At 68.2% G+C, this 20647-nt stretch carries 18 protein-coding genes; 4 read left to right on the top strand and 14 right to left on the bottom strand.

The window, feature by feature from the left end; all coding sequences use genetic code 11:
* Nucleotides 1–4 precede the first annotated feature (4 nt).
* On the top strand, nt 5–514 hold the full coding sequence (gene ispF / locus ACW4E8_RS21750; RefSeq protein ID WP_456806439.1) for a 2-C-methyl-D-erythritol 2,4-cyclodiphosphate synthase: 510 nt from the start codon (nt 5–7) through the stop codon (nt 512–514).
* Here ispF and ACW4E8_RS21745 read toward each other — a convergent pair whose 3' ends face one another.
* The 5 genes from ACW4E8_RS21745 to ompR all read right to left on the bottom strand — a co-directional run bounded on the left by ACW4E8_RS21745 (nt 515) and on the right by ompR (nt 4865).
* Entirely contained in the window at nt 515–1090 is a 576-nt protein-coding gene (locus tag ACW4E8_RS21745) for a GNAT family N-acetyltransferase (RefSeq protein ID WP_456806438.1), read from the bottom strand.
* Between the two features lie 183 nt (nt 1091–1273).
* Entirely contained in the window at nt 1274–1795 is a 522-nt protein-coding gene (locus tag ACW4E8_RS21740) for a carboxymuconolactone decarboxylase family protein (protein ID WP_456806437.1), read from the bottom strand.
* A gap of 106 nt (nt 1796–1901) precedes the next feature.
* On the bottom strand, nt 1902–2450 hold the full coding sequence (locus ACW4E8_RS21735) for a peroxiredoxin (RefSeq protein WP_018311419.1): 549 nt from the start codon (nt 2448–2450) through the stop codon (nt 1902–1904).
* 318 nt (nt 2451–2768) lie between these two features.
* The gene (locus ACW4E8_RS21730; protein ID WP_456806436.1) at nt 2769–4118 is read right to left on the bottom strand and encodes an ATP-binding protein; all 1350 of its coding nucleotides are present in this window, start codon (nt 4116–4118) and stop codon (nt 2769–2771) included.
* A gap of 24 nt (nt 4119–4142) precedes the next feature.
* On the bottom strand, nt 4143–4865 hold the full coding sequence (gene ompR / locus ACW4E8_RS21725) for an osmolarity response regulator transcription factor OmpR (protein WP_010810107.1): 723 nt from the start codon (nt 4863–4865) through the stop codon (nt 4143–4145).
* Nucleotides 4866–5178: 313 nt separating this feature from the next.
* Here ompR and ACW4E8_RS21720 point away from each other — a divergent pair, with 313 nt between their 5' ends.
* A complete protein-coding gene (locus tag ACW4E8_RS21720; protein ID WP_456806435.1) occupies nt 5179–5526 on the top strand; it encodes a hypothetical protein in 348 nt (115 codons plus the stop codon).
* A gap of 46 nt (nt 5527–5572) precedes the next feature.
* Here ACW4E8_RS21720 and ACW4E8_RS21715 read toward each other — a convergent pair whose 3' ends face one another.
* Nucleotides 5573–6835: a Zn-dependent hydrolase gene (locus tag ACW4E8_RS21715; RefSeq protein ID WP_456806434.1), complete on the bottom strand. Its 1263-nt coding sequence runs from the start codon at nt 6833–6835 to the stop codon at nt 5573–5575.
* A 44-nt stretch (nt 6836–6879) separates the two neighbouring features.
* Nucleotides 6880–7716: a presqualene diphosphate synthase HpnD gene (hpnD, locus tag ACW4E8_RS21710; RefSeq protein ID WP_456806433.1), complete on the bottom strand. Its 837-nt coding sequence runs from the start codon at nt 7714–7716 to the stop codon at nt 6880–6882.
* A gap of 327 nt (nt 7717–8043) precedes the next feature.
* Between hpnD and ACW4E8_RS21705 the strand changes: the two genes are divergently transcribed.
* Both ACW4E8_RS21705 and ACW4E8_RS21700 read left to right on the top strand, forming a co-directional pair.
* Nucleotides 8044–9258, top strand: a complete 1215-nt coding sequence (locus ACW4E8_RS21705; RefSeq protein ID WP_456806432.1) for an efflux RND transporter periplasmic adaptor subunit — start codon at nt 8044–8046, stop codon at nt 9256–9258.
* Nucleotides 9259–9262: 4 nt separating this feature from the next.
* Nucleotides 9263–12376 (top strand): efflux RND transporter permease subunit, encoded by a 3114-nt coding sequence (locus ACW4E8_RS21700; protein ID WP_456806431.1) that lies wholly within the window; start codon nt 9263–9265, stop codon nt 12374–12376.
* Between the two features lie 13 nt (nt 12377–12389).
* Here ACW4E8_RS21700 and ACW4E8_RS21695 read toward each other — a convergent pair whose 3' ends face one another.
* The 7 genes from ACW4E8_RS21695 to ACW4E8_RS21665 all read right to left on the bottom strand — a co-directional run bounded on the left by ACW4E8_RS21695 (nt 12390) and on the right by ACW4E8_RS21665 (nt 20619).
* Complete coding sequence (locus ACW4E8_RS21695; protein WP_456806430.1) at nt 12390–13409, bottom strand: NAD(P)H-dependent flavin oxidoreductase; 1020 nt, start codon at nt 13407–13409, stop codon at nt 12390–12392.
* A gap of 13 nt (nt 13410–13422) precedes the next feature.
* Nucleotides 13423–14415 (bottom strand): acyl-CoA dehydrogenase family protein, encoded by a 993-nt coding sequence (locus ACW4E8_RS21690; protein ID WP_456806429.1) that lies wholly within the window; start codon nt 14413–14415, stop codon nt 13423–13425.
* A 26-nt stretch (nt 14416–14441) separates the two neighbouring features.
* Nucleotides 14442–15608: an acyl-CoA dehydrogenase family protein gene (locus ACW4E8_RS21685; RefSeq protein ID WP_456806428.1), complete on the bottom strand. Its 1167-nt coding sequence runs from the start codon at nt 15606–15608 to the stop codon at nt 14442–14444.
* Nucleotides 15609–15811: 203 nt separating this feature from the next.
* Nucleotides 15812–17365: an acyl-CoA synthetase gene (locus ACW4E8_RS21680; RefSeq protein ID WP_456806427.1), complete on the bottom strand. Its 1554-nt coding sequence runs from the start codon at nt 17363–17365 to the stop codon at nt 15812–15814.
* Nucleotides 17366–17401: 36 nt separating this feature from the next.
* The gene (locus tag ACW4E8_RS21675) at nt 17402–18331 is read right to left on the bottom strand and encodes an SDR family oxidoreductase (protein ID WP_456806426.1); all 930 of its coding nucleotides are present in this window, start codon (nt 18329–18331) and stop codon (nt 17402–17404) included.
* Nucleotides 18332–18369: 38 nt separating this feature from the next.
* A complete protein-coding gene (locus tag ACW4E8_RS21670) occupies nt 18370–19350 on the bottom strand; it encodes a Bug family tripartite tricarboxylate transporter substrate binding protein (protein ID WP_456806425.1) in 981 nt (326 codons plus the stop codon).
* A gap of 81 nt (nt 19351–19431) precedes the next feature.
* The gene (locus ACW4E8_RS21665) at nt 19432–20619 is read right to left on the bottom strand and encodes a lipid-transfer protein (protein ID WP_456806424.1); all 1188 of its coding nucleotides are present in this window, start codon (nt 20617–20619) and stop codon (nt 19432–19434) included.
* Nucleotides 20620–20647 lie beyond the last annotated feature (28 nt).

The following is a 20647-nucleotide window of genomic DNA, read 5'->3' as shown; positions in this document are numbered from 1 at the left end:
CCGCATGATGCCTTTCGATATCCGGGTGGGACAGGGCTATGACGTCCACGCGCTGGTGCCCGGCCGCAAGCTGATCCTGGGCGGGGTCGAGATCCCGCATGACCGCGGCCTGCTGGGCCATTCCGATGCGGATGCGCTGCTGCACGCGGTCACCGACGCGCTCTTCGGCGCGGCCGCGCTGGGCGATATCGGCCGCCATTTCCCCGACACCGACGCGCAGTTTGCCGGCGCCGACAGCCGCGCGCTGCTGCGCGAGGCCGCGCGCCGCGTGCGCGCGGCGGGCTATGAAATCGGCAATGTGGATGCCACCGTGATCGCGCAGGCGCCCAAGCTGGCGCCGCATATCGGCGCGATGGTGGGCAACCTGGCGGAAGACCTGGGGATTGCGCGCGGGCGTTGCAACGTCAAGGCCAAGACCAACGAGAAGCTGGGCTTCGAAGGGCGCCAGGAAGGCATCGTGGCGCAGGCCGCGGTGCTGCTCTGGCGCGCCTCGGTGGGCGACGCGCAGGACTGATCAGGGCCGCGCGGCGTCTGGTGCCGCGGCGTTTTCCGGCGGGATGGCGTAGGTGTAGTCGATCAGGCGGGCCATTGCACCCGTGCGCGCGCCGGCTTCGGTGCGCTTGGTGAAGCCCATCTGCTGGCACAGCCGGTTGGCCGATGCCATTTCCGGCATGGTGCGCACCACCAGCGTGGGCGCGCCGATATCGCGCGCGCGCTGGATGCAGATCTGCATCAGCGTGCGGCCCAGGCCCATGCCCCGCGCCTGCGGGCTGACCGACAGCAGCCGCGCTTCCGGCTGGGTCAGGGTGATGGTGCTGCCGTCCAGTGCCGGCAGCGTGGCGCCCGGATGGCAGAACAGCACGGCGCCCATGATGCCGTGATCGGTCTCCGCCACCCACCATTCCATATCCGGATGGCTGGTCGCCAGCACTGCCTGCATGCCGCGCTGGAACGAGGCGCGGCAGTCTTCCATGATGGCCAGCTCATATTGCCCGTAGGCTTGTTGCGTGACGGCGGCGATGTCGCCCCAGTCATGCACCGCCGCCAGGCGGTAGTGGAAGCGGGGGGAAGTCGGCGAAGGCAAGGTCATGGCAGCCTGAAAGTGCGTGTCCTGCCTGGATTGTAGGCCGATCGCCGCACGTGTGCAGCCCTGGCGCGGGGCGGTTGCAGGATGGGAACAGCCGGCAATTCCTGATGGGAAGCTGCCGGCTGCTGTGCTACGGCGCCCGTGGCTGGGCGCCGCGGAGGGCGCGGGGGCGCGCTGTGGCCGGGCTTACTGCGCGGCGATCACGTTGGCGGCGGCCACAATCACGGCGGCAATGCGGCCGACATCGCGCAGCTGCTGCGCGGTCATGCCCTGTTCATTCTTCAGCAGCTGGTAGTGCGACTTCACGCAGAAGTGGCACTTGCCCACGATCGAGGCGGCCAGCGCGTACATCTCGAAACGGCGCTTGTCCACGCCGCCGTGCGTGGCGTAGGCGTTCATGCGCAGGCCGGCCGGCTGGGTGGCCAGGTCCGGATCGTCGGCCATCTCGACGTACGGGTACCAGGTGTTGTTCATGCCCATCAGCGCGGCTGCGGTCAGCGCGGCGCTGGTTTCCTCGGGCGACAGCACGCCGGCGTTGCGGATGGCATCCACCAGCACCTTGCTCTGCGCCGCGAATGCCGCCGCCAGCGCCACGCCCACCGCATCATTGCCTTCCAGCGAAGAGCGCGCGATGGTGCCGTCCACGTTCAGGCGGATGTCCTTGGCGAAATCTGGAATAAGATTCTTAATCGTGCTGAGGAATTCCATTTATTTCTCCTATCGATCGGGGCTCAAAAAACCCGCGCAAGCGGGTTTTGATGCGGAGGGCAGGGCCCTCCGCGAATCGCCACGGTGTCTGGCGACTGACAGCAAATTACAGCGTGGCGCCACCAACGGCACGGTTGCACGGGCACAGCTCGTCCGTTTGCAGACCGTCCAGGATGCGCAGGACTTCCTCCGGGTTGCGGCCCACGTTCAGGTTGTTCACCGACACGTGCTGGATCACGTTGTCCGGGTCGACGATGAAGGTCGCGCGCAGGGCAACGCCGGCAGCGTGGTCACGCACGCCCAGCTGGTCGATCAGCGAACCGGTCACATCGGCGAATTGCCACTGGTCCAGCTTGTTCAGGTCCTTGTGTTCGCGGCGCCATGCCAGCTTGACGAATTCGTTGTCGGTCGAGCCGCCCAGTACGATTGCGTCGCGGTCGGCGAAGTCGCCGTTCAGCTTGGCGAAGGCAACGATTTCAGTCGGGCAGACGAAGGTGAAGTCCTTCGGGTAGAAGTAGATGATCTTCCACTTGCCTTCGAACGACTTTTCGGTGATGTCTTCGAAAGCCGACTGGCCGTTCTCTTCATGATTGTTGAAACCCGGCTTGACACCGACGACGTGGAAGGCTTCGAGCTTGTCACCAACGGTCTTCATAGACTTCTCCTGATACGGTTGCAATGAGAGCGGTGCTGCTGCCGCGCGGCTGGCGTGGGCCGGCTACGTGGCTTACCGCGACAAAACGTGATTATGCGTCATCACCAGGTACCGGGCTAATTGATATTCTCAAAGAGCCCGATAGGCAAAGCATGTGACGCCTGGAGCGAATCCCGGCATGGGCAGCCGCGCGGCATCAGCCAGGCGGCTTCGATGCGGAAGGGCGAGTATGCCATGCGCGATGGGCCCGCTTATGGCAAGTTGGTGACGATTGCGGCGAGTTCAACCCGCCATGTTCAGGCCGGCTGCATGACAGGCTCAGGCGCGCCGGAAGCAGGCGCTGACCACCAGGCCGCTGGCCGGGGCGGCGCGGTTGGCCAGCAGCAGCCGGCCGCCGTTGCGCTGCATGATGCGGTTGACGATGGACATGCCCAGCCCGGCGCCCTTGGCCTCGCTGCGCGCGGCGTCGAGCCGGTAGAAGGGCCGCGTCAGCAGCGACAGCTGGCCGTCGGGCACGCCGTTGCCGTGGTCGGCCACGGTCAGCACGGCTTCCTTGTCGTCCACGCGCGTGGAGATCTCCACCACGGCCATGCCGCTTTGCTCGTCCTTGGCATAGCGGCGCGCGTTCTCGATCAGGTTGTCCAGGATGCGCTGCACTTCCATGCGGTTGGCCACGGCCATCACCGGCTCATTGGCGCGCACGTGCACGCGCACGTCGTCATGCGCGGCGTAGACGCCCACGGCATCGTGCACCAGCGCCGACAGGTCCACCGGCTCGACGGTCTCCAGCGGCGGGCGCGCGTAGTTGAGGAACTGGCCGATGATCGCGTCCATCTGCTCGATGTCGGCGATCATGGCGTCGCGCGTGACAGTGTCCATCGGCGACATCTCGGTTTCCAGGCGCAGGCGCGTCAGCGGCGTGCGCAGGTCATGCGAGATGCCGGCCAGCATCACCACGCGGTCGTCGTCGAGCTGGCGCAGGTCGCGCACCATCTGGTTGAAGCTGTGGTTGGCCAGCGCCACTTCGCTGGCGCCGTGCTCGGGCAGCGGCGGCGGGTCGCCGCCGGCGCCGATGGCGCGGGCGGCGTTGGCCAGGCGCTTGAGCGGGTAGTTGACGCGCGCGGTGATAAAGGCCGCGCCGATGATCGACAGCAGCAGCGCGGCAATACTCCACCACAGCCACTGGATGCCGGGCACGCGCTCGAAGCGCTCAGGGCTGATCGCCACCCAGTAGTCGTCGCCCTCGATCTCGAAGCTGACCCACACGCCGGGAATGTCGTTGACGGTGGTGGCCAGCACCGTGTCTTCGCCCAGGCGGCTGCGGATCTCCTGCTGCACCAGGGTGGTCAGGAACGGGTTGGCGGTGGGCGCGGCGAAGTCGTCGTCCTTCTCGCGCGGATAGACCTTGATGCCTTCGTTCTGCACCAGGTCGAGCAGCAGGAAGCGCCGCCGCGCGGGGTCGGAATAGAGCAGCGCGGCCCGCGTGAGCTTGACCACGCTGACCACCTGCATGGCGATCTGCTGCGCGCGCGGGGCGCGTTCGAACAGCCGGTAGCTCTGGAACCAGATGCCCAGCGAAATCGCCAGCAGCAGGGCGATAAGCATGAAGGTTCGCCAGAACAGCGAACCAAAGAACCGCGTTGCGGTTCTACCGATAACGGTCGCCACGATAGGAACAGCGGCCGCGATCGGTTATTTCACGCCATCGGGGATGAAGACGTAGCCCAGGCCCCACACCGTCTGGATAAAACGGGGGTTGCTCGGGTCCGGCTCGATCAGCTTGCGCAGGCGCGAGATCTGCACGTCCAGGCTGCGGTCGAACACTTCGTATTCACGGCCGCGCGCCATTTCCATCAGCTTCTCGCGCGACAGCGGCTGGCGCGGATGGCGGGCGAATACCTTGAGGACGGAGAACTCGCCGGTGGTCAGCGTGATTTCCTCGTCGTTCTTGGTCAGCGTGCGCGTGGCCAGGTTCAGCACGAAGTCGCCGAAGGCGAAGGTCTCGGGCGTTTCCGACGGGGCGCCGGGCACTTCGGCCGGGCCCTTGCGGCGCAGCACCGCGTGGATGCGCGCAATCAGCTCGCGCGGGTTGAACGGCTTGGGCAGGTAGTCGTCGGCGCCCATTTCCAGGCCGACGATGCGGTCCACGTCCTCGCCCTTGGCGGTGAGCATGATGATCGGGGTCTGGTCATTGGCCCCGCGCAGCCGGCGGCAGATCGACAGGCCGTCTTCGCCCGGCATCATCAGGTCCAGCACCAGCAGGTCGAAACGCTCGCGCAGCCAGAGCTTGTTCATCGCGGTGGCGTTTTCCGCCACCAGCACGGTGAAACCCTGTTCGCCCAGATAGCGGCGCAGCAAATCGCGCAGACGCGGGTCATCGTCGACGACAAGAATCTTGTGGCTGGTATTTTCCATGGCGGTATCTTAGCGACTATCGCTTTCGCTCAAAATGGCTTAACAAAACGTTACATACTTTACCCCGTGGTATGGCAGTGTGCACCAATCGTGCGATTACACTGCGCAATCCGTCTTTTTGGGCGCCATGCGCGGCAGATTTCCACGCATTTGCACCAGACGAACCACTGCCTCGACCAGCCTGCTTCGCCCGCGCTGGCGCGATGCTTGCAGAGGGTGCGGCGCCGGACGGGGTACCGGAATTCCCGGCTTCAGGGCAGTCCATCAGTCAGTCCAACGACTGCTTTTCCCGAAGCCAAGATCGCCATTATCAATGAAAGTGAACCGAACCCGGCACGGACATCCGCAGCATGGTATCGCCGGCGCCTGCCTTGCGCTGGCGCTGGCCGTGCTGGCGCTGTGCATTCCGGCCGGGACGGTGCAGGCGCAATCGGCCGGCATGGCCAACCTGCTCAAGCGCCATCCGTCGACCCAGGCCAGCGATCCCGGCAACAGCCAGCGCGAGGCGCGGACCCGTGCCGAGCGCCATCGCGCCGAGCAGCGCGACGCCGAGCGCCGGCGCGGGGACGAACGCGGCGGCTCGCGCCTGTCGCCGGACGAGCGCCGCAAGCTGCGCAAGAACCTCTACGACTTCGGGCGCGATATCTACCAGGGCGGCTGACCCGTTCTTATCGTGCCGCGCCCCCCATGGTACGCCACTGTGGCGCTTAGGCGCGCGGCTGGAAGTGCCGCAGGAAATCCACGAAGACCTCCGCCGCCAGCTGGGCATCCTCCGCCGTGATGGTTTCCAGCGGGTTGTGGCTGATGCCGCCGTTGCCGCAACGCACGAACAGCATGGCCACGTCGGTGATGCGCTGCATCATCATGGCGTCATGGCCGGCGCCGGAGGGCAGCTCGAAGGCCTGCAGCCCGCGCTTCTTCAGCACCGCCCCGAACTGGTCCATCAGCCAGCGCGCGCACGGCGCGTTGTTGACCGGGGGCACGCGCTCCACCTGGGCGGCCAGCCCGCGCCGTTCTGCGATCTGGCCGATGCCGGCCACGATGTCGGCGATGGCGGCCTCGCGGATGCCATCCTCGCCGGCGCGAATATCCATCGAGAAGGTGCAGGCCGCCGGGATGACATTGCTCGACCCGTTGGGCACCTGCAGCTGACCCACCGTACCGACCAGCGTCGGCGCTGCCGCGCAGCGCTGCTCCACCAGCAGGATCATCTCGGCCGCGCCCGCGGCGGCGTCGCGGCGCATGCCCATCGGCGTGGTGCCGGCGTGGCTGGCCAGGCCTTCGACCCGCACCGCAAAGCGGCTGCTGCCCGCGATCTGCGTGACTACGCCTAGCGGCAGGCCGTGGTGCAGCAACACCGGGCCTTGCTCAATATGCACTTCGACAAAACCCAGCAGCGACGCCGGATCGACCGCCGCGGCGCGCAGGGCCTGCAGATCGCCCGCGCCGGGCAGGTCCGATGCCGCCAGCGCCTCGCGCAGCGTGATGCCGTCCGCGTCCTGGCGCTCCAGCAGGGCGGGATCGAAGCGGCCCGTCAGCACGCTGCTGGCCAGGAAGCTGGTCTTGAAGCGCAGGCCTTCCTCTTCGGCGAACCCCACCACTTCAAAGTGATAGGGCAGGCGGATGCCGGCCTGGTTGAGCGCGCCGACCACGGCGATCGGCAGCAGGATGCCAAGCCGTCCGTCATAGCGCCCGCCATTGCGCACGGTGTCGAAGTGCGAGCCGGTCATCAGCACGCGCGCGCCGGGCACGGCCGGGTCGGCCGCATAACGGCCGATGACGTTGCCGATGGCGTCGATCCGCACCTGCATGCCGGCCGCCTCCATCCACTGCGCAAGCCGGGCCTGCGCGGCGCGGTGGGCCGGGGTCAGGTAGGCGCAGGTGAGGCCGCCTTCCATGTCGGAAAAACGGGCGAGCTGGTCGGCGTGGGCGAGAATGGCGTCGCCGAGGGAGGCTGAGGTCTGCGTCATGGCGGTACGGCTTGGGACGGGTCGGTCAGGGAAAAGGAGCAGAACTAGCTGTTGCGCAACCAGGTCTTCCAGGCAATCCACAGCTTGCGCAGCGGCGTCAGCGCAATGCGCTGGTTCAGCACCTGGAACTGGCTGGCTTCCAGTTCGTCGAGCAGCGCGTGGTAGATCGCGCCCATCAGCAGGCCGGCACGCTGGGCGCGGCGGTCCTGCTTCGGCAGCAGCGCCAGTGCCTCATGGTACAGCGCGCGGGCACGGCCGGCGTGGTACTGCATCAGCGCGGCAAAGCGCTCGGAATACTGGCCCTTCAGGATCTCGGATGCGGGCACCTGGAACTGCTGCAGGGTATTGACCGGCAGGTAGATGCGCCCGCGCCGCGCGTCCTCGCCGACGTCGCGCAGGATATTGACCAGTTGCAGCGACTGGCCAAGCTTCTCGGCAAATACCAGCGTCTGCGGGTCGGTATAGCCGAACAGCCGCGCGCTGAGCGTGCCGACCACGCCGGCCACGCAATGGCAGTAGCGGGTCAGGCCGGGCTCGTCCAGGTAGCGGGTCTGGGTCAGGTCCATTTCCATGCCTTCCAGCACTTCGGACATCTCGCCCTGGGGCAGGCCGGCGCTGCGCACATGCGGCTGCAGGGCCTTGGTGGTGGGATGGGTCGGCGCGCCGTCGAACAGGCGGCGCAGCTCGGCGCGCCACCAGTCCAGCTGCTGGTGGGCCAGGCCCGCGTCATGGCTGTCGTCGACCACGTCGTCGACTTCGCGGCACCAGGCGTACAGCGCGGTAATGGCGCGGCGGCGCTCGGCCGGCAGGAACAGGAAGCTGTAATAGAAGCTCGAGCCGCTCTGGGCGACTTTCTCTTGGCAATACTGATCGGGCGTCACGCCGGTCTCGGGTCGAAGATGTGGGGGGAAGCGGCAGCGGCGCGGCGGATTGTAGCATCGCGCCGGGCAGGGTATGGTCGCGCATGCCGAAGCCTGTCAGCGCAGTTCACCGGCCCGGAACGGCAACTGAGTCTTCATTCCAGCCGTTTCGTCGCCTGCCGTTTGACGCACCCGGGGGTCGTCGCTATATTACTGACCGGCAAGTTATTTATTGTCAATGCCGGCAGCCCGCGGCCATTCCGCCCGCCCCGACGACTTCCCGGGCGCGAGGGATTGCGGTCACCGGCCAGTCTTGTCAGTTGTTCCCATCCGACTCGTTGCCTACCGATGCCAGTGCTTTGCCAAGTGCCGGAAGTTGCGGCTGCAGATACCCCTGTCGTTACGATGCCGCCGCGCCACACCGGTCGAGGCGTGACCGTAGCCGCACTTTTGACGGCTACCCTGCTGGCCCTGGCCGGCTGCGGCAAGAAGGCCGAGCCGGCGCCGGAGGTGCGCCCGGTGCGCCTGATGCAGCTGAGCCCGCACAACGACAAGACCGCCTTCGAGTTCTCCGGCGACGTGCGCCCGCGCGTGGAGTCGCGGCTGGGCTTCCGCGTGGGGGGCAAGATCGCCGCCAGGCTGGTGGATGTGGGCGCGGTGGTCAGCAAGGGCCAGCCGCTGGCGCGCCTTGATCCCACCGACCTGTCGCTGGCCGAGGCTGGATCGCGCGCCCAGTTCGAGGCCGCGAAGACTGACCGCGACCTGGCAGCCGCCGACCTGAAGCGCTACAACGACCTGTTCGCCAAGGGCTTTATCAGCGCTGCCGAGCAGCACCGGCGCCAGGCCAACTACGACGCCGCCGAATCGCGGCTGCGCCAGGCCCAGGCCGGGCTGCGCAGCCAGTCCAACCAGACCGGCTACTCGGTCCTGCATGCCGACGCCGACGGCGTGGTCACGGCGATCGATGCCGAGGTGGGTCAGGTGGTGACGCCTGGCCAGCCGGTGGTGCGCGTGGCGCAGACGGCAGAGAAGGAAGTCGCGATCGGCCTGCCCGAAGACCAGGTCGACCTGCTGCGCGGCATTACCGACGTGACCATCCATACCTGGGCCGAGCCGCAGCGCACGCTGCCTGGCCGCGTGCGCGAGATTGCCGCGGCGGCCGACCCCGTCACCCGCACCTATGCCACCCGCGTGACGGTGCCGAACCCGCCCGCCGACCTCAAGCTCGGCATGACCGCAGTGGTGACCTTCATGCGCACCGGCGCCACCCCGGCCCTCCGGGTGCCGCTGACCGCGCTGCTGCAGGAGCAGGGCCGCAACCAGGTCTGGATCTATGACGCCGCCGCCGGCACGGTCAAGCCGGTGCCGGTGACGCTGGGCGAGGCCATCGGCAACGAGGTCGAGGTGCGCCAGGGCCTGGCCCCGGGCCAGACCATCGTCACCGCCGGGGTGCATCTGCTGCGCGCGGGCCAGAAGGTGCGCCCGCTGCAGACGGTCGCGCCTGCAGCAGGGCCGGCATCGACCCCGGCATCGGCACCGGCCGCCACCCCGAAGCAGGGGTGAGCGGATGGACCATTCCCGCTTCAACCTGTCGCGCTGGGCGCTCGAGCACCAGCCGCTGACCCGCTACCTGCTGGTGGTGCTGCTGCTTGGCGGCATGCTGGCGTTCTTCCAGCTGGGCCAGGACGAGGACCCGCCCTTTACCTTCCGCGTGATGGTGGTGCAGGCCTTCTGGCCCGGCGCCACCGCCGAGCAGATCGCCGTCCAGGTGACGGACAAGATCGAGCGCCAGCTGCAGGAAGTGCCCTATGCGGACAAGATCCGCAGCTTCTCCAAGCCGGGCGAGACCACGGTGATCTTCCAGCTCAAGGACACCTCGCCGGCCAAGGAGACCGCGCAGGTCTGGTACACCGTGCGCAAGAAGATCGGCGATATCCAGCAGACTCTGCCCGCGGGCGTGCGCGGGCCGTTCTTCAATGACGAGTTTGGCGACGTGTACGGCACCATCTACGCGCTCTCGGCCGACGGCTTCAACTACAAGGAGCTGCGCGAGTACGCCGACCTGGTGCGCCAGGAACTGCTGCGCGTGCCGTCGGTGGCCAAGGTGTCGCTGATCGGCCTGCAGGACGAGAAGGTCTTCATCGAGTTCAACCAGGCGCGCTTTGCCCAGCTGGGGCTGGATATCAACGCCATCGCCGACCAGATCTCGCAGCAGAACAACCTGACCGGCAGCGGCGTGCTGGTCACCCCGACCGATAACCTGCAGGTGCGCCTGTCGGGCCAGTTCGCCAGCGTGGAAGACCTGGAGAACCTGGTGCTGCGCGGGCCCAACGGCATTGCCAATATCCGCCTGGGCGACATCGCGCACGTCTACCGCGGCTATGTCGACCCGACCCAGACGCGCATGCGCTTCAACGGCAAGGACGTGATCGGGCTGGGCATTTCGATGCAGAAGGGCGGCGACATCATCGAGCTGGGCAAGAACCTGCGCGCGGCCTTTGACCAGCTGCGCGGCCAGCTGCCGGTGGGCATCGAGATGGACCAGGTGCAGGACCAGCCGCAAGCCGTCAAGCGCTCGGTCGGCGAGTTCGTGCGCGTGCTGATCGAGGCGGTGGTGATCGTGCTGGCGGTCAGCTTCATCGCGCTGGGCCTGCATACGCGGCCCTTGCGGCTGGACGCGCGTCCCGGGCTGGTGGTGGCGCTGACGATCCCGCTGGTGCTGGCCGTGACCTTCCTGTTCATGCATATCTTCGGCATCGGCCTGCACAAGATCTCGCTCGGGGCGCTGATCGTGGCACTGGGGCTGCTGGTGGATGACGCCATCATTGCGGTCGAGATGATGGTGCGCAAGCTGGAAGAGGGCTTCTCCAAGATGGAGGCGGCCACCTTCGCCTATACCTCCACCGCGATGCCGATGCTGACCGGCACGCTGATTACCGCGGCCGGCTTCCTGCCGGTGGGCCTGGCGCGCTCGACGGTGGGCGAATATACCTTCGCGATCTTTGCGGTGACGGCGCTGGCACTGGTGCTGTCGTGGCTGGCGGCGGTCTATTTCACGCCCTACCTGGGCTACCTGCTGCTCAAGACCCACGGCCCGGGCGCGGGCGAGGCCCACGAGGTCTTCGACACGCCGTTCTATGCGCGCTTTCGCCGGCTGGTGGACTGGTGCGTGACCTGGCGCAAGGTGGTGATCGCGATCACGCTGGTGGCCTTTGCGCTGGGCATCTACGCCTTCAAGTTTGTCGAGAAGCAGTTCTTCCCGGATTCCAGCCGCCCCGAGCTGATGGTGGAGCTGTGGATGCCCGAGGGCACCAGCTTCGCCCAGATGGAAACCGAGGCCAAGCGCTTTGAGCGGCTGGTCGGCAAGGACCGCGAGGTCGAGAGCCTGACCACCTTCGTCGGCACCGGCGCGCCGCGCTTCTACCTGCCGCTGGACCAGATCTTCCCGCAGACCAATGTGGCGCAGGTGATCGTGATGCCGGTCAGCACCGAGGTGCGCGACGCGCTGCGCCGCCGCATCATCAAGCTGATGGATGCCGAGTTCCCGTACCTGCGGGGCCGCGTCAAGCTGCTGCCCAACGGGCCGCCGGTGGCCTATCCGGTGCAGTTCCGCGTGATCGGGCCGGACGCCGCCGGGGTGCGCCAGCTGGCCGACCAGATCAAGGCCGAGATGCGCGCCAACCCGAATACCGTCGGGGTCAACGACAACTGGAATGAGAACGTCAAGATGCTGCGCCTGGAGATCGACCAGGACAAGGCGCGCGCACTGGGCGTGACCACCAATGCCATCGCCCGCGTCACGCAGACTGTGCTGAGCGGCGTGCCGGTGGGCCAGTACCGCGACGGCGACAAGCTGATCGACATCCTGATGCGCACCCCGCGCAATGAGCGCGATGCGATCTCGGACCTGAACAACATGCTGGTGCCGACCAACACCGGGCGCATGGTGCCGCTGACGCAGGTGGCGCGCGTGACGCTGCGCTCGGAGCCGGGCGTGGTGTGGCGCGAGAACCGCGACTTCGGCGTGACCGTGCAGTCCGATGTGGTCGACGGCATCCAGGGCCCGACGGTGACCGCGCAGATCAACCCGAAGCTGGACAAGCTGCGCGCACAACTGCCGCCGGGCTACCGCATCACCGTGGCCGGCGCGGAAGAAGAGAGCGGCAAGGCCGGTGCCTCCATCGCGGCGCAGCTGCCGCTGTGCATCTTCATCATCTTCACGCTGCTGATGCTGCAGCTGCACAGCTTCTCGCGCGCGACCATGGTGTTCCTGACTGGCCCGCTGGGCCTGATCGGCGCCGCCGCCACACTGTTGCTGCTGCGCGCGCCGATGGGGTTTGTGGCGCAGCTGGGCATCACCGCGCTGCTGGGCATGATCATCCGCAACTCGGTGATCCTGGTCGACCAGATCGAGCAGGACATCAGCGCGGGCGTGCCGCAATGGACCGCCATCGTCGAGGCTGCGGTGCGCCGCTTCCGCCCGATCATCCTGACCGCCGCGGCGGCGGTGCTGGCGATGATCCCGCTGTCGCGCTCGATGTTCTGGGGGCCGATGGCAGTGGCGATCATGGGCGGGCTGATCATTGCCACGGTGCTGACGCTGCTGTTCCTGCCGGCGCTGTACGCGACGTGGTTCCGCGTCAAGCGGCCGGAGGGCGGGGTATCGGCGCTGGCAAGCTGAAGCGCCGCGTGACTCAGGCTGCGCGGCTGTTTACGGAGAAGGCTCGCTCAAAGGTTTGTGTAAAGGCGGAGGCTGCCCGCGACGCCTCCGCCATCAGCCCGGCCACGATCTGCGCGGCCGGCTCGATGGCGTCGCAGAAGCCGCCGGCCGGGCCGAGCGAGACGATGCCGGCATCGACCTCGCCATCGGCATAGACACGCTGGCGCGTGCGCGACGAAAGGATCAGGTCGCCGAACTCCGCATGGCTGCGCGCCCCGGCCGCCTCCAGGCGCTGCACTTCGCGCGCGGTTTCGTTCGCCAGCACCCGCCAGGTGTCGCCCAGCGAGCCGAGGATGGCGGTGGAGCAGTGCTGGTCGGAGTCGACGATGCGCTGCTTGAGCGCCGCATGCGCGCGGATCTCGGCCGCGACCATGAAGCGGCTGCCCATTACTACGCCGTCTGCCCCCATTGCCAGGGCGGCCGCGATCTGGCGGCCATTGCCGATGCCGCCGCCCAGCAGCAGCGGCACGCGCAGCTGCGCCAGCGCAAAGGCGCCGTTGACGAAGGTGGGCAGCTGGTTCGCGCCCGGATGCCCGCCTTCTTCCATGCCGACCAGCGTCACCGCATCCACGCCCATGCGTTCGGCGCTCAGCGCGTGGCGCACGCTGGGGCATTTGTGGATCACGATGCCGCCGCCCTGGTGGATCGGATCGACCAGGCCCTCGGGCGGGCCGCCGGCGGTCTCGAAGCAGCGCACGCCTTCGGTCAGCGCCACATCGATCCACGCCTGGACGTTGCGGTTTTGCTCCGGCCGGCGCGCCAGCGTCAGGTTGACCCCGAACGGCTGGCCGCCGGCCAGGTCGCGGCAGCGGCGCAGGTCGTCGCGCAGCGCGGCCAGCGAGTCGAACGAGCGCGCGGTGATGAACCCCATCGCGCCGGCATTGACCATGGCCGCGACCATGCGCGATTCCCCCAGGTGATGCATGCCGCCCAACAGGATCGGGTGGCGGATCGACAGCAGCTCGGTGATGCGGGTACGGAACGTGGCTTGCATGGGAGGCAGGGGTTCAGGCCGCGAGCGTCTCGCGCACGAAGTCGGTAATGGTTGCCTGCGGCTGCGCCAGCAGGGCCTGGCCAGCCAGGCGGTTCCAGTACGCCTCGGAGCCATCCGCCATGCGCCAGTCGTGCAGGCGCCGGGTGTAGAGCTGCAGGTCGTATTCCTCGGTCACGCCGATGGCGCCGTGCAGCGCGTGCGCGGTGGCGGCGACCAGTGGCACCGCCATGCTGGTGCGGGCCTTGGCGATTGCCACCGGCATGCGAGCCGGAAAGGGGCCGTCGCCGGCAAAGGCGAGCTCCGCCGCGATCCCCGCCGCCGCCACATGCTGCGCCATCACGCTGAGCTGGTGCTGCACGGCCTGGAACTTGCCGATCGACTTGCCGAACTGGGAGCGGTCGTTGCAGTACTGCAGCGTCATGTCGAAGACGCGTCCCATCGCGCCCGCCATCGCTGCCGCGTGGATGGCGGCGCTGAAGTCGCGCACGCGCTCGCCATGGTCGCCGACCGGCCCCGGCAGGTCCCGCGCGGCCCATACCAGGGTGGCCGCAAGGCTGCCGTGCACGCCGGACGGCTGGCGCGATGCCTGCGACGCATCGAGCAGCAGCATGCCGCCTTCCACGTTGGCCAGCACCCAGTCCCCGATCGCGCCAAAGGGCAGCAGGGGGGCGGTGATGGTGCCGTCGGCGCCACGCGTGCACTGGCCGGCCAGCGTGATCATGCCGGCCGGCGCCGCCTTGCCCGTGGGCGCCAGCAGCGCGCGGGCAGCAATGGCCTGCGCTGCCGGCAGCGGCAGCGCGTGGCTGCCGAAGAGCGTGAAGACCGGCCCGATCGCCTGCAGCGGCAGGGCCGCGCCGCCCGCGGATTCCGGCGCCATCAGCTCCAGGAAGCCGGCATCGGCCAGTGCCGCCCACAGCGGCGCGGGTGACGCACCGCCCTCGATGGCGCGCAGCGCGGCGGGGGTGGCGTGGTCGCGCAGGATGTCTTCGATGGCTTCGGTAAACATGTCGTCTCTCTGGAAGTCTGGTTCGCTCAGCGCAGGCCGAGGCCGCGGGCGATCATGCCGCGCAGCACTTCGCGGGTGCCGCCGCGCAGCGAGAAGGTGGGTGAGATCTGGCTCAGGAAAGCCACCGTGCGGTACAGCTCGGGGTCCGGCGCGGCGCCGGGGTCGGCGCTGGTCACGGCTTCGAGCAGGGCGGGGATGGACTGCTCGAATTCCGTGCCCAGGTCCTTGACCAGCGCCGCTTCCACCACCGGGCTTTCGCCGCGCGCCAGGCGCGCGGTCACGGCCACCGACAGGCTGCGCAGCGTGGCCAGCTGGGTCACGAAGCTGCCGAGCAGTGCGGCATTGGCGGCATCGGCGTCCGAAGGCTGGCCGGCGCGCAGCGCCTGCACCCAGCGATCCACCAGCACGATGCTGGAATAGAGCCGCTCCGGGCCGCTGCGCTCGAACGCCAGCTCCGCCGTGACCTGCTCCCAGCCGCCGCCTTCCTCGCCGACCAGCGCGTCGTCGGGCAGCAACACGTCGTCGAAGGTGACCTCGGAGAAATGCGCGTCGCCGGTCAGGTCGACGATCGGGCGCACCGTGACGCCGGGCGCGGCCAGGTCGATGATGAACTGCGACAGCCCCTTCTGGCGATCTTCTGGCACCCCCGACGAGCGCACCAGCGCGATCATGTAGTGGCAATGGTGCGCGTTGGTGGTCCAGATCTTGCGCCCGCTCAGGCGCCAGCCGCCATCGCAACGCGTGGCGCGGGTGCGCACGCTGGCCAGGTCCGAGCCGGCGTTGGGCTCGCTCATGCCGATGCAGAAGAAGGCGCTGCCCTTGCAGATGCGCGGCAGGTAGAAGTCCTTCTGCGCCGGCGTGCCGTACTTCAGGATCAGCGGGCCGCTCTGGCGGTCGGCAACCCAGTGCGCGGCCACCGGGGCGCCGGCGGCCAGCAGCTCTTCCACCAGCACGAAGCGGTGGAACGCATCCATGCCGGCGCCGCCATAGCTGGCCGGCAGCGTCACGCCAACCCAGCCGCGTTGCGCCAGCCGGCGGCTGAAACCGGCATCGAAACCCATCCACGAGCGCGCGCGGATATCGGCGCTGGCGGCTGGCAGGTGCTCGGCCAGGAAGCGCCTGACTTCGGCGCGCAAGGCTTCCGCCGCGGGCGGCAGCGCGGTCAGGCGGAAGGCGTCCAGCAATTGGCTCATGTCGTACTCCTAGTGTCCTGTTCCGTAAATGGCTTGCCAAAATGAAATCGTCCAGTTGGTCGTCAGGCTAGGCGCGAGGAGGCGCCATAGCCGTAGCTATGGCAACGACGAGCAACGACGCATGGCGGCCAACTGGGCGATTTCATGGCAAGGTATTTGCGGAACAGGACACTACTAGGTGGCGGCAGGCATTGCCGCCACGGTCATTGGGCTTTCCAGTAGCGGTCGCGCAGGGCCTGCTTGTACAGCTTGCCGGTGGGCAGGCGCGGCATGGCGTCGGTGAAGTCGATCGAGCGCGGCACCATGTAGCGCGCCACCTTGCCGCGCAGGTATTCGAGCAGGGTCTCGGCCAGTTCGGGGGACGGCGCGATGCCGGCGGCCGGTTCGACGATGGCCTTGACCTCTTCGCCCATCTCCGCGTTGGGCACGCCGATCACGGCGGCGTCGCCGACGCTGGGATGCACCACCAGTGCATCCTCGATCGCCTGCGGGTAGATGTTGACGCCGCCGGAGATGATCATGAACGCCTTGCGATCGGTCAGGTACAGGTAGCCGTCTTCATCCAGCCGGCCGATGTCGCCCACCGAGGTCCAGGTGGGGTGGCGCGGGTGCTGCGCGGCGCGGGTCTTCTCCGGATCGTTGTGGTAGTGGAACGGCAGGACTTCGCGCTCGAAGTACACCAGCCCGCTTTCGCCGCAGGGCAGTTCGTTGCCGTCCTCGTCGCAGATATGCAGCACGCCCACCAGCGCCTTGCCGACCGAGCCCGGGTGCGCCAGCCATTCCGCCGTGTTCAGCGTGGCCACGCCGTTGCCTTCGGTGGCGGCGTAGTACTCGTGCACGATCGGTCCCCACCAGGCGATCATCTCGCGCTTGATTTCCTGCGGGCAGGGCGCGGCCGCGTGGATCGCCACGCGGTGGCTGGACAGGTCGAAGGCCTCGCGCTGCGCCGGCTCCAGCTTGAGCATGCGGATGAACATGGTCGGCACCCACTGGCTGTGGGTGACGCGGTAGCGCTCGATCATGCGCAGCGCCTCGACCGCGTCGAACTTCTCCATGAAGACCACGGTGCCGCCGCCGAACTGGGTCTCCAGCCCGTAGCCGAGCGGTGCGGTGTGGTACAGCGGCGCGGGCGACAGGTAGATGGTATCGGCATCGAAGCCATAGCGAACGAACTGGGCCCGGCGCGGCGAGCCCGAGCCTTCGGTCACATAGCCCTGCGGCTGCGCGCGCACGATGCCCTTGGGCCGGCCGGTGGTGCCCGAGCTGTAGATCATGGTCGCGCCCATCCATTCTTCGGCCAGGCGCCCGGCCGGGTGCGCGGCGATGGCCGCTTCGTAGCTGTCCCAGCCGGGAATGGTGCCGTCCACCATCAGCCGGCTGCGGCAGGTCGGCATCAGGTCAGTCAGCTGGGCGGCCAGCTCGCGCATCGCGTAGGAGGTCACCACCACCTGCGCCCGGCTGTCCTCGATCAGGTAGGCGGCTTCGGGCGCGGTCAGGAAGCGGTTGACGGGGGTGATCAGCAGCCCGGAACGCAGCGCGGCCCAGCACAGCTCGAAGCAGCGCATATTGTTTTCCAGCACCATCGCGATATGGTCGCCGCGGCGCAGGCCAAGCGCGTACAGGTACTGGGCAAATCGGTTCGAGCGCTGGTCCAGCTCGCCGTAGCTCAGGACCTCGCCGGTGGTGCCGTTGATGGCGGCGGGCTTCTCAGGGTTCAGGGCGGCGTGATCGCCCAGGTACTTGGGGGTCGGTGTCATGGTGCGGCTCCGTGGGTGCGGTGCTCAGTGCGGTGATCAGGCGGCGGGGATCTCGCCCGAGGTGTCGGCGTTGGCCGCGGCCTGGCGGACCAGCGCGGGGATGAGCTGGCCGAGCTCGGCGGCGTCCCAGCGGCCTGACTTCTCGATGCGCGGGCCGGCGTGCCAGCCTTCGGCCACCGTAATGCGCCCGCCGCGCACGCCGAACACGCGCCCGGTGACGTCGCCGGACTCGACGCTGCCCAGCCAGGCCACCAGCGGCGCCACGTTGCCGGCATCGAGCGGATCGAAGCCCGGCGCGGCGCCGGCGGTGAACTCGGCGCGGCGCTTGGCGAAGATGTCTTCGGTCAGGCGGCTCATCGCGGTCGGGTAGATCGCGTTGACGGTGACGCCGTAGCGGTCCAGCTCCCGCGCGGCGATCACCGACATCGCGGCGATGCCGGCCTTGGCCGCGCCGTAGTTGGACTGGCCGGCGTTGCAGTACAGGCCGGACGACGAGCTGGTGTTGATCAGGCGCGCGGCGCGCTGGCGCCCCGCCTTCGATTCCTCGCGCCAGTAGGCGGCAGCGTGCCGCGACGGCGCAAAGGTGCCGCGCATATGCACGCGGATCACTGAATCCCAGTCTTCCTCGGTCATGTTGACCAGGGTGCGGTCGCGCAGGATGCCGGCATTGTTGACCAGCACGTCGAGGCCGCCGAAGGTGTCGATGGCGGCGCGGATCATGCGCTCGGCGCCGGCCCAGTCGGCCACGTCGTCGAAGTTGGCGATGGCTTCGCCGCCGGCGGCGCGGATCTCGGCCACCACTTCCTGGGCCGGGCCGCTGGCGGCACCGCCGCCTTCGCCGCGCCCGCCGAGGTCGTTGACGACCACTTTCGCGCCCTGGCGGGCGAACTCCAGCGCATATTCGCGCCCGATGCCGCGACCGGCACCGGTGATGACGACAACGCGGTCCTTGCAAAGCTGTGACATGGTGAATCCTGTTCTCTGGGTTGTGCAGGTCGGCGCCTTCAGCGCGCGCTGACGTCGTAGTTCTTGATCAGTTCCCCGTAGCGCACCCGCTCCGAGGCGATCATGGCGCGCATCTGCTTGCCCGGCTCGGCCAGCACTTCGGCATAGGCCGTGCGCGCGGCGAAATTGCGGAATTCCGGCGTGCCCAGCGCCTTCAGCAGCGAGGCCTCGAGCTTCTGCGCGATCGGCTCGGGCGTCTTGCTGCTGACGCCAAAGCCGATCCACACCGACAACTCATAGTTGGCCACGCCGCTTTCGCGCACGGTCGGCACGTCGGGCAGTTCAGGGTGGCGCGCGCGGGTGGTCACGGCCAGCGGGCGCAGCTTGCCGGCGCGCAGCAGCGGCAGGGCGCCGCCGACATCCAGCAAGGCCAGGTCCACCGCGCCACCCATCAGGTCGGTCTGCACCTGCGCCGCGCCCTTGTAGGGAATATGGTTCAGGTCGATGCCGGCCATCTGCTGCAGTTGCAGCCCGCCCAGGCGATAGTGGTAGCTGTAGTTGGCCAGGCTGACCGTATGCGGCTTCCTGCGCGCGGCGGCGAGGACGTCGGCAAAGCTCTTGTAGGGCGAATTGGCGCCCGTGACCAGCACCGCCGAAGCGCGGATCGCGGCGGCCAGCGGGCGGATGTCGCGCGGGTCGTAGGGCAGCTTGTCGTTGACCAGCGGGTTGATGACCATGGCGCTGGGCGAGATCATCAGGATGCTGTAGCCGTCGGCCGGCGCGTTGAGCAGGCTCTGCACGGCGATGATGGTGTCGGCGCCGGGGCGGTTCTCGACCACGGCCGGCTGGCCCAGGTCCTTGCCCACCAGCTCGGCGACGAAGCGGGTGACGGTGTCCGAGCCGCTGCCCTGCGTCAGGGGCACGATAAAGCGCAGCGGACGCGAGGGGAAGTTGTCGGCGGCGCTTGCCGGCAGTGCCGGCAGCAGCATCGCGCAGGCCAGGCCAAGGCCCAGCAGGCGGGAAAGTGTGGAACGTTTCATGGCGGTCTCCTTGCGGGGCACTGCCGGCAGCACGATGCCGCCGGCGCGCCACGTCATTGCTCTGGTACGTCTCTCAGTGGCTCAGTACTTGCCGTACAGCGTCACCACGCAGGCGCCGCCGAGGCCGAGGTTGTGCTGCAGCGCCAGCTTCGCGCCTTCCACCTGCCGATGCTCGGCGGTGCCGCGCAGCTGGTGCGTCAGTTCGTAGCACTGGGCCAGGCCGGTGGCGCCCAGCGGGTGCCCCTTGGACAGCAGGCCGCCCGACGGGTTGACCACCACCTTGCCGCCGTAGGTGTTGTCGCCGTCCATCACGAACTTCTCGGCGCCGCCTTCGGGGCAGAAGCCCAGGGCTTCATACGAGATCACCTCGTTGTGCGCGAAGCAGTCGTGCAGCTCGCACACGTCGACGTCCTCGGGGCCGATGCCGGCGTGCTCGTAGACTTTGTTGGCCGCCGCGCGCGTCATGTGGGTGCCGACGTAGTTCAGCATAGACGGCGGGTCGAACGAGGCGGGCGGATCGGTGGTGAGCGCCTGCGCCACGATCTGTACGCCGGTGCGCAGGCCGTGCTGGCGGGCAAAGCGCTCGGACACCAGGATTGCGGCTGCGCCGCCGCAGGTCGGCGGGCAGGCCATCAGGCGCGTCATCACGCCCGGCAGCAATTCCACGTCGTTCATCACGTCTTCGGTGGTGACGACCTTGCGGAACAGCGCCAGCGGGTTGTTGGCGGCATGGCGGCTGGCCTTGGCGCGCACCGCGGCAAAGGTTTCCATGCGGGTGCCGTAGCGTTGCATATGCTCGCGGCCGGCGCCGCCGAAGGTGCGCAGGGCCTGCGGCAGGTGCGCCATGTCGGCGGTCAGCCCGTGCATGATCGGCTGGAAGCGGGCGCGGGTGACGGGGCGGTCATCCCAGTGCGACTTCAGCGCGCCAGCCTGCATCTGCTCGAAGCCCAGCGCCAGCACGCAGTCGGCATCGCCGGTCTCGATCGCCTTGCGCGCCAGGTAGAGCGCGGTCGAGCCGGTCGAGCAGTTGTTATTGACGTTGATGATGGGGATGCCGGTCATGCCGACTTCATACAGCGCGGTCTGGCCGCAGGTGGAGTCGCCGTAGACATAGCCGGCAAACGCCTGCTGCACCTGCTCGTAGCCGATGCCGGCGTCCGCCAGCGCGCGGCGCGTGGCCTCGGCGCCCATTTCGGTGTAGCTCAGGCTTGCGCCGGGCTTGGCGAAGGGGATCATGCCGACGCCGGCAACCAGGACTTTCTCGCTCATGATGGATTCCTGAAGGATGTTTCGAAAG

This window comes from Cupriavidus sp. CP313 (genome assembly GCF_054072015.1).
The sequence above is the reverse complement of the archived record's forward strand: the minus strand, read 5'-3'. Positions and strand labels throughout refer to the sequence as shown.

What these genes read in the sequence shown, in the direction of transcription:
- ispF (WP_456806439.1), top strand. Translation starts at nt 5, where the DNA reads ATGATGCCTTTCGATATCCGGGTGGGACAGGGCTATGACGTCCACGCG.
- ACW4E8_RS21745 (WP_456806438.1), bottom strand. Translation starts at nt 1,090, where the DNA reads ATGACCTTGCCTTCGCCGACTTCCCCCCGCTTCCACTACCGCCTGGCG.
- ACW4E8_RS21740 (WP_456806437.1), bottom strand. Translation starts at nt 1,795, where the DNA reads ATGGAATTCCTCAGCACGATTAAGAATCTTATTCCAGATTTCGCCAAG.
- ACW4E8_RS21735 (WP_018311419.1), bottom strand. Translation starts at nt 2,450, where the DNA reads ATGAAGACCGTTGGTGACAAGCTCGAAGCCTTCCACGTCGTCGGTGTC.
- ompR (WP_010810107.1), bottom strand. Translation starts at nt 4,865, where the DNA reads ATGGAAAATACCAGCCACAAGATTCTTGTCGTCGACGATGACCCGCGT.
- ACW4E8_RS21720 (WP_456806435.1), top strand. Translation starts at nt 5,179, where the DNA reads ATGAAAGTGAACCGAACCCGGCACGGACATCCGCAGCATGGTATCGCC.
- ACW4E8_RS21715 (WP_456806434.1), bottom strand. Translation starts at nt 6,835, where the DNA reads ATGACGCAGACCTCAGCCTCCCTCGGCGACGCCATTCTCGCCCACGCC.
- ACW4E8_RS21705 (WP_456806432.1), top strand. Translation starts at nt 8,044, where the DNA reads ATGCCAGTGCTTTGCCAAGTGCCGGAAGTTGCGGCTGCAGATACCCCT.
- ACW4E8_RS21700 (WP_456806431.1), top strand. Translation starts at nt 9,263, where the DNA reads ATGGACCATTCCCGCTTCAACCTGTCGCGCTGGGCGCTCGAGCACCAG.
- ACW4E8_RS21695 (WP_456806430.1), bottom strand. Translation starts at nt 13,409, where the DNA reads ATGCAAGCCACGTTCCGTACCCGCATCACCGAGCTGCTGTCGATCCGC.
- ACW4E8_RS21690 (WP_456806429.1), bottom strand. Translation starts at nt 14,415, where the DNA reads ATGTTTACCGAAGCCATCGAAGACATCCTGCGCGACCACGCCACCCCC.
- ACW4E8_RS21685 (WP_456806428.1), bottom strand. Translation starts at nt 15,608, where the DNA reads ATGAGCCAATTGCTGGACGCCTTCCGCCTGACCGCGCTGCCGCCCGCG.
- ACW4E8_RS21680 (WP_456806427.1), bottom strand. Translation starts at nt 17,365, where the DNA reads ATGACACCGACCCCCAAGTACCTGGGCGATCACGCCGCCCTGAACCCT.
- ACW4E8_RS21675 (WP_456806426.1), bottom strand. Translation starts at nt 18,331, where the DNA reads ATGTCACAGCTTTGCAAGGACCGCGTTGTCGTCATCACCGGTGCCGGT.
- ACW4E8_RS21670 (WP_456806425.1), bottom strand. Translation starts at nt 19,350, where the DNA reads ATGAAACGTTCCACACTTTCCCGCCTGCTGGGCCTTGGCCTGGCCTGC.
- ACW4E8_RS21665 (WP_456806424.1), bottom strand. Translation starts at nt 20,619, where the DNA reads ATGAGCGAGAAAGTCCTGGTTGCCGGCGTCGGCATGATCCCCTTCGCC.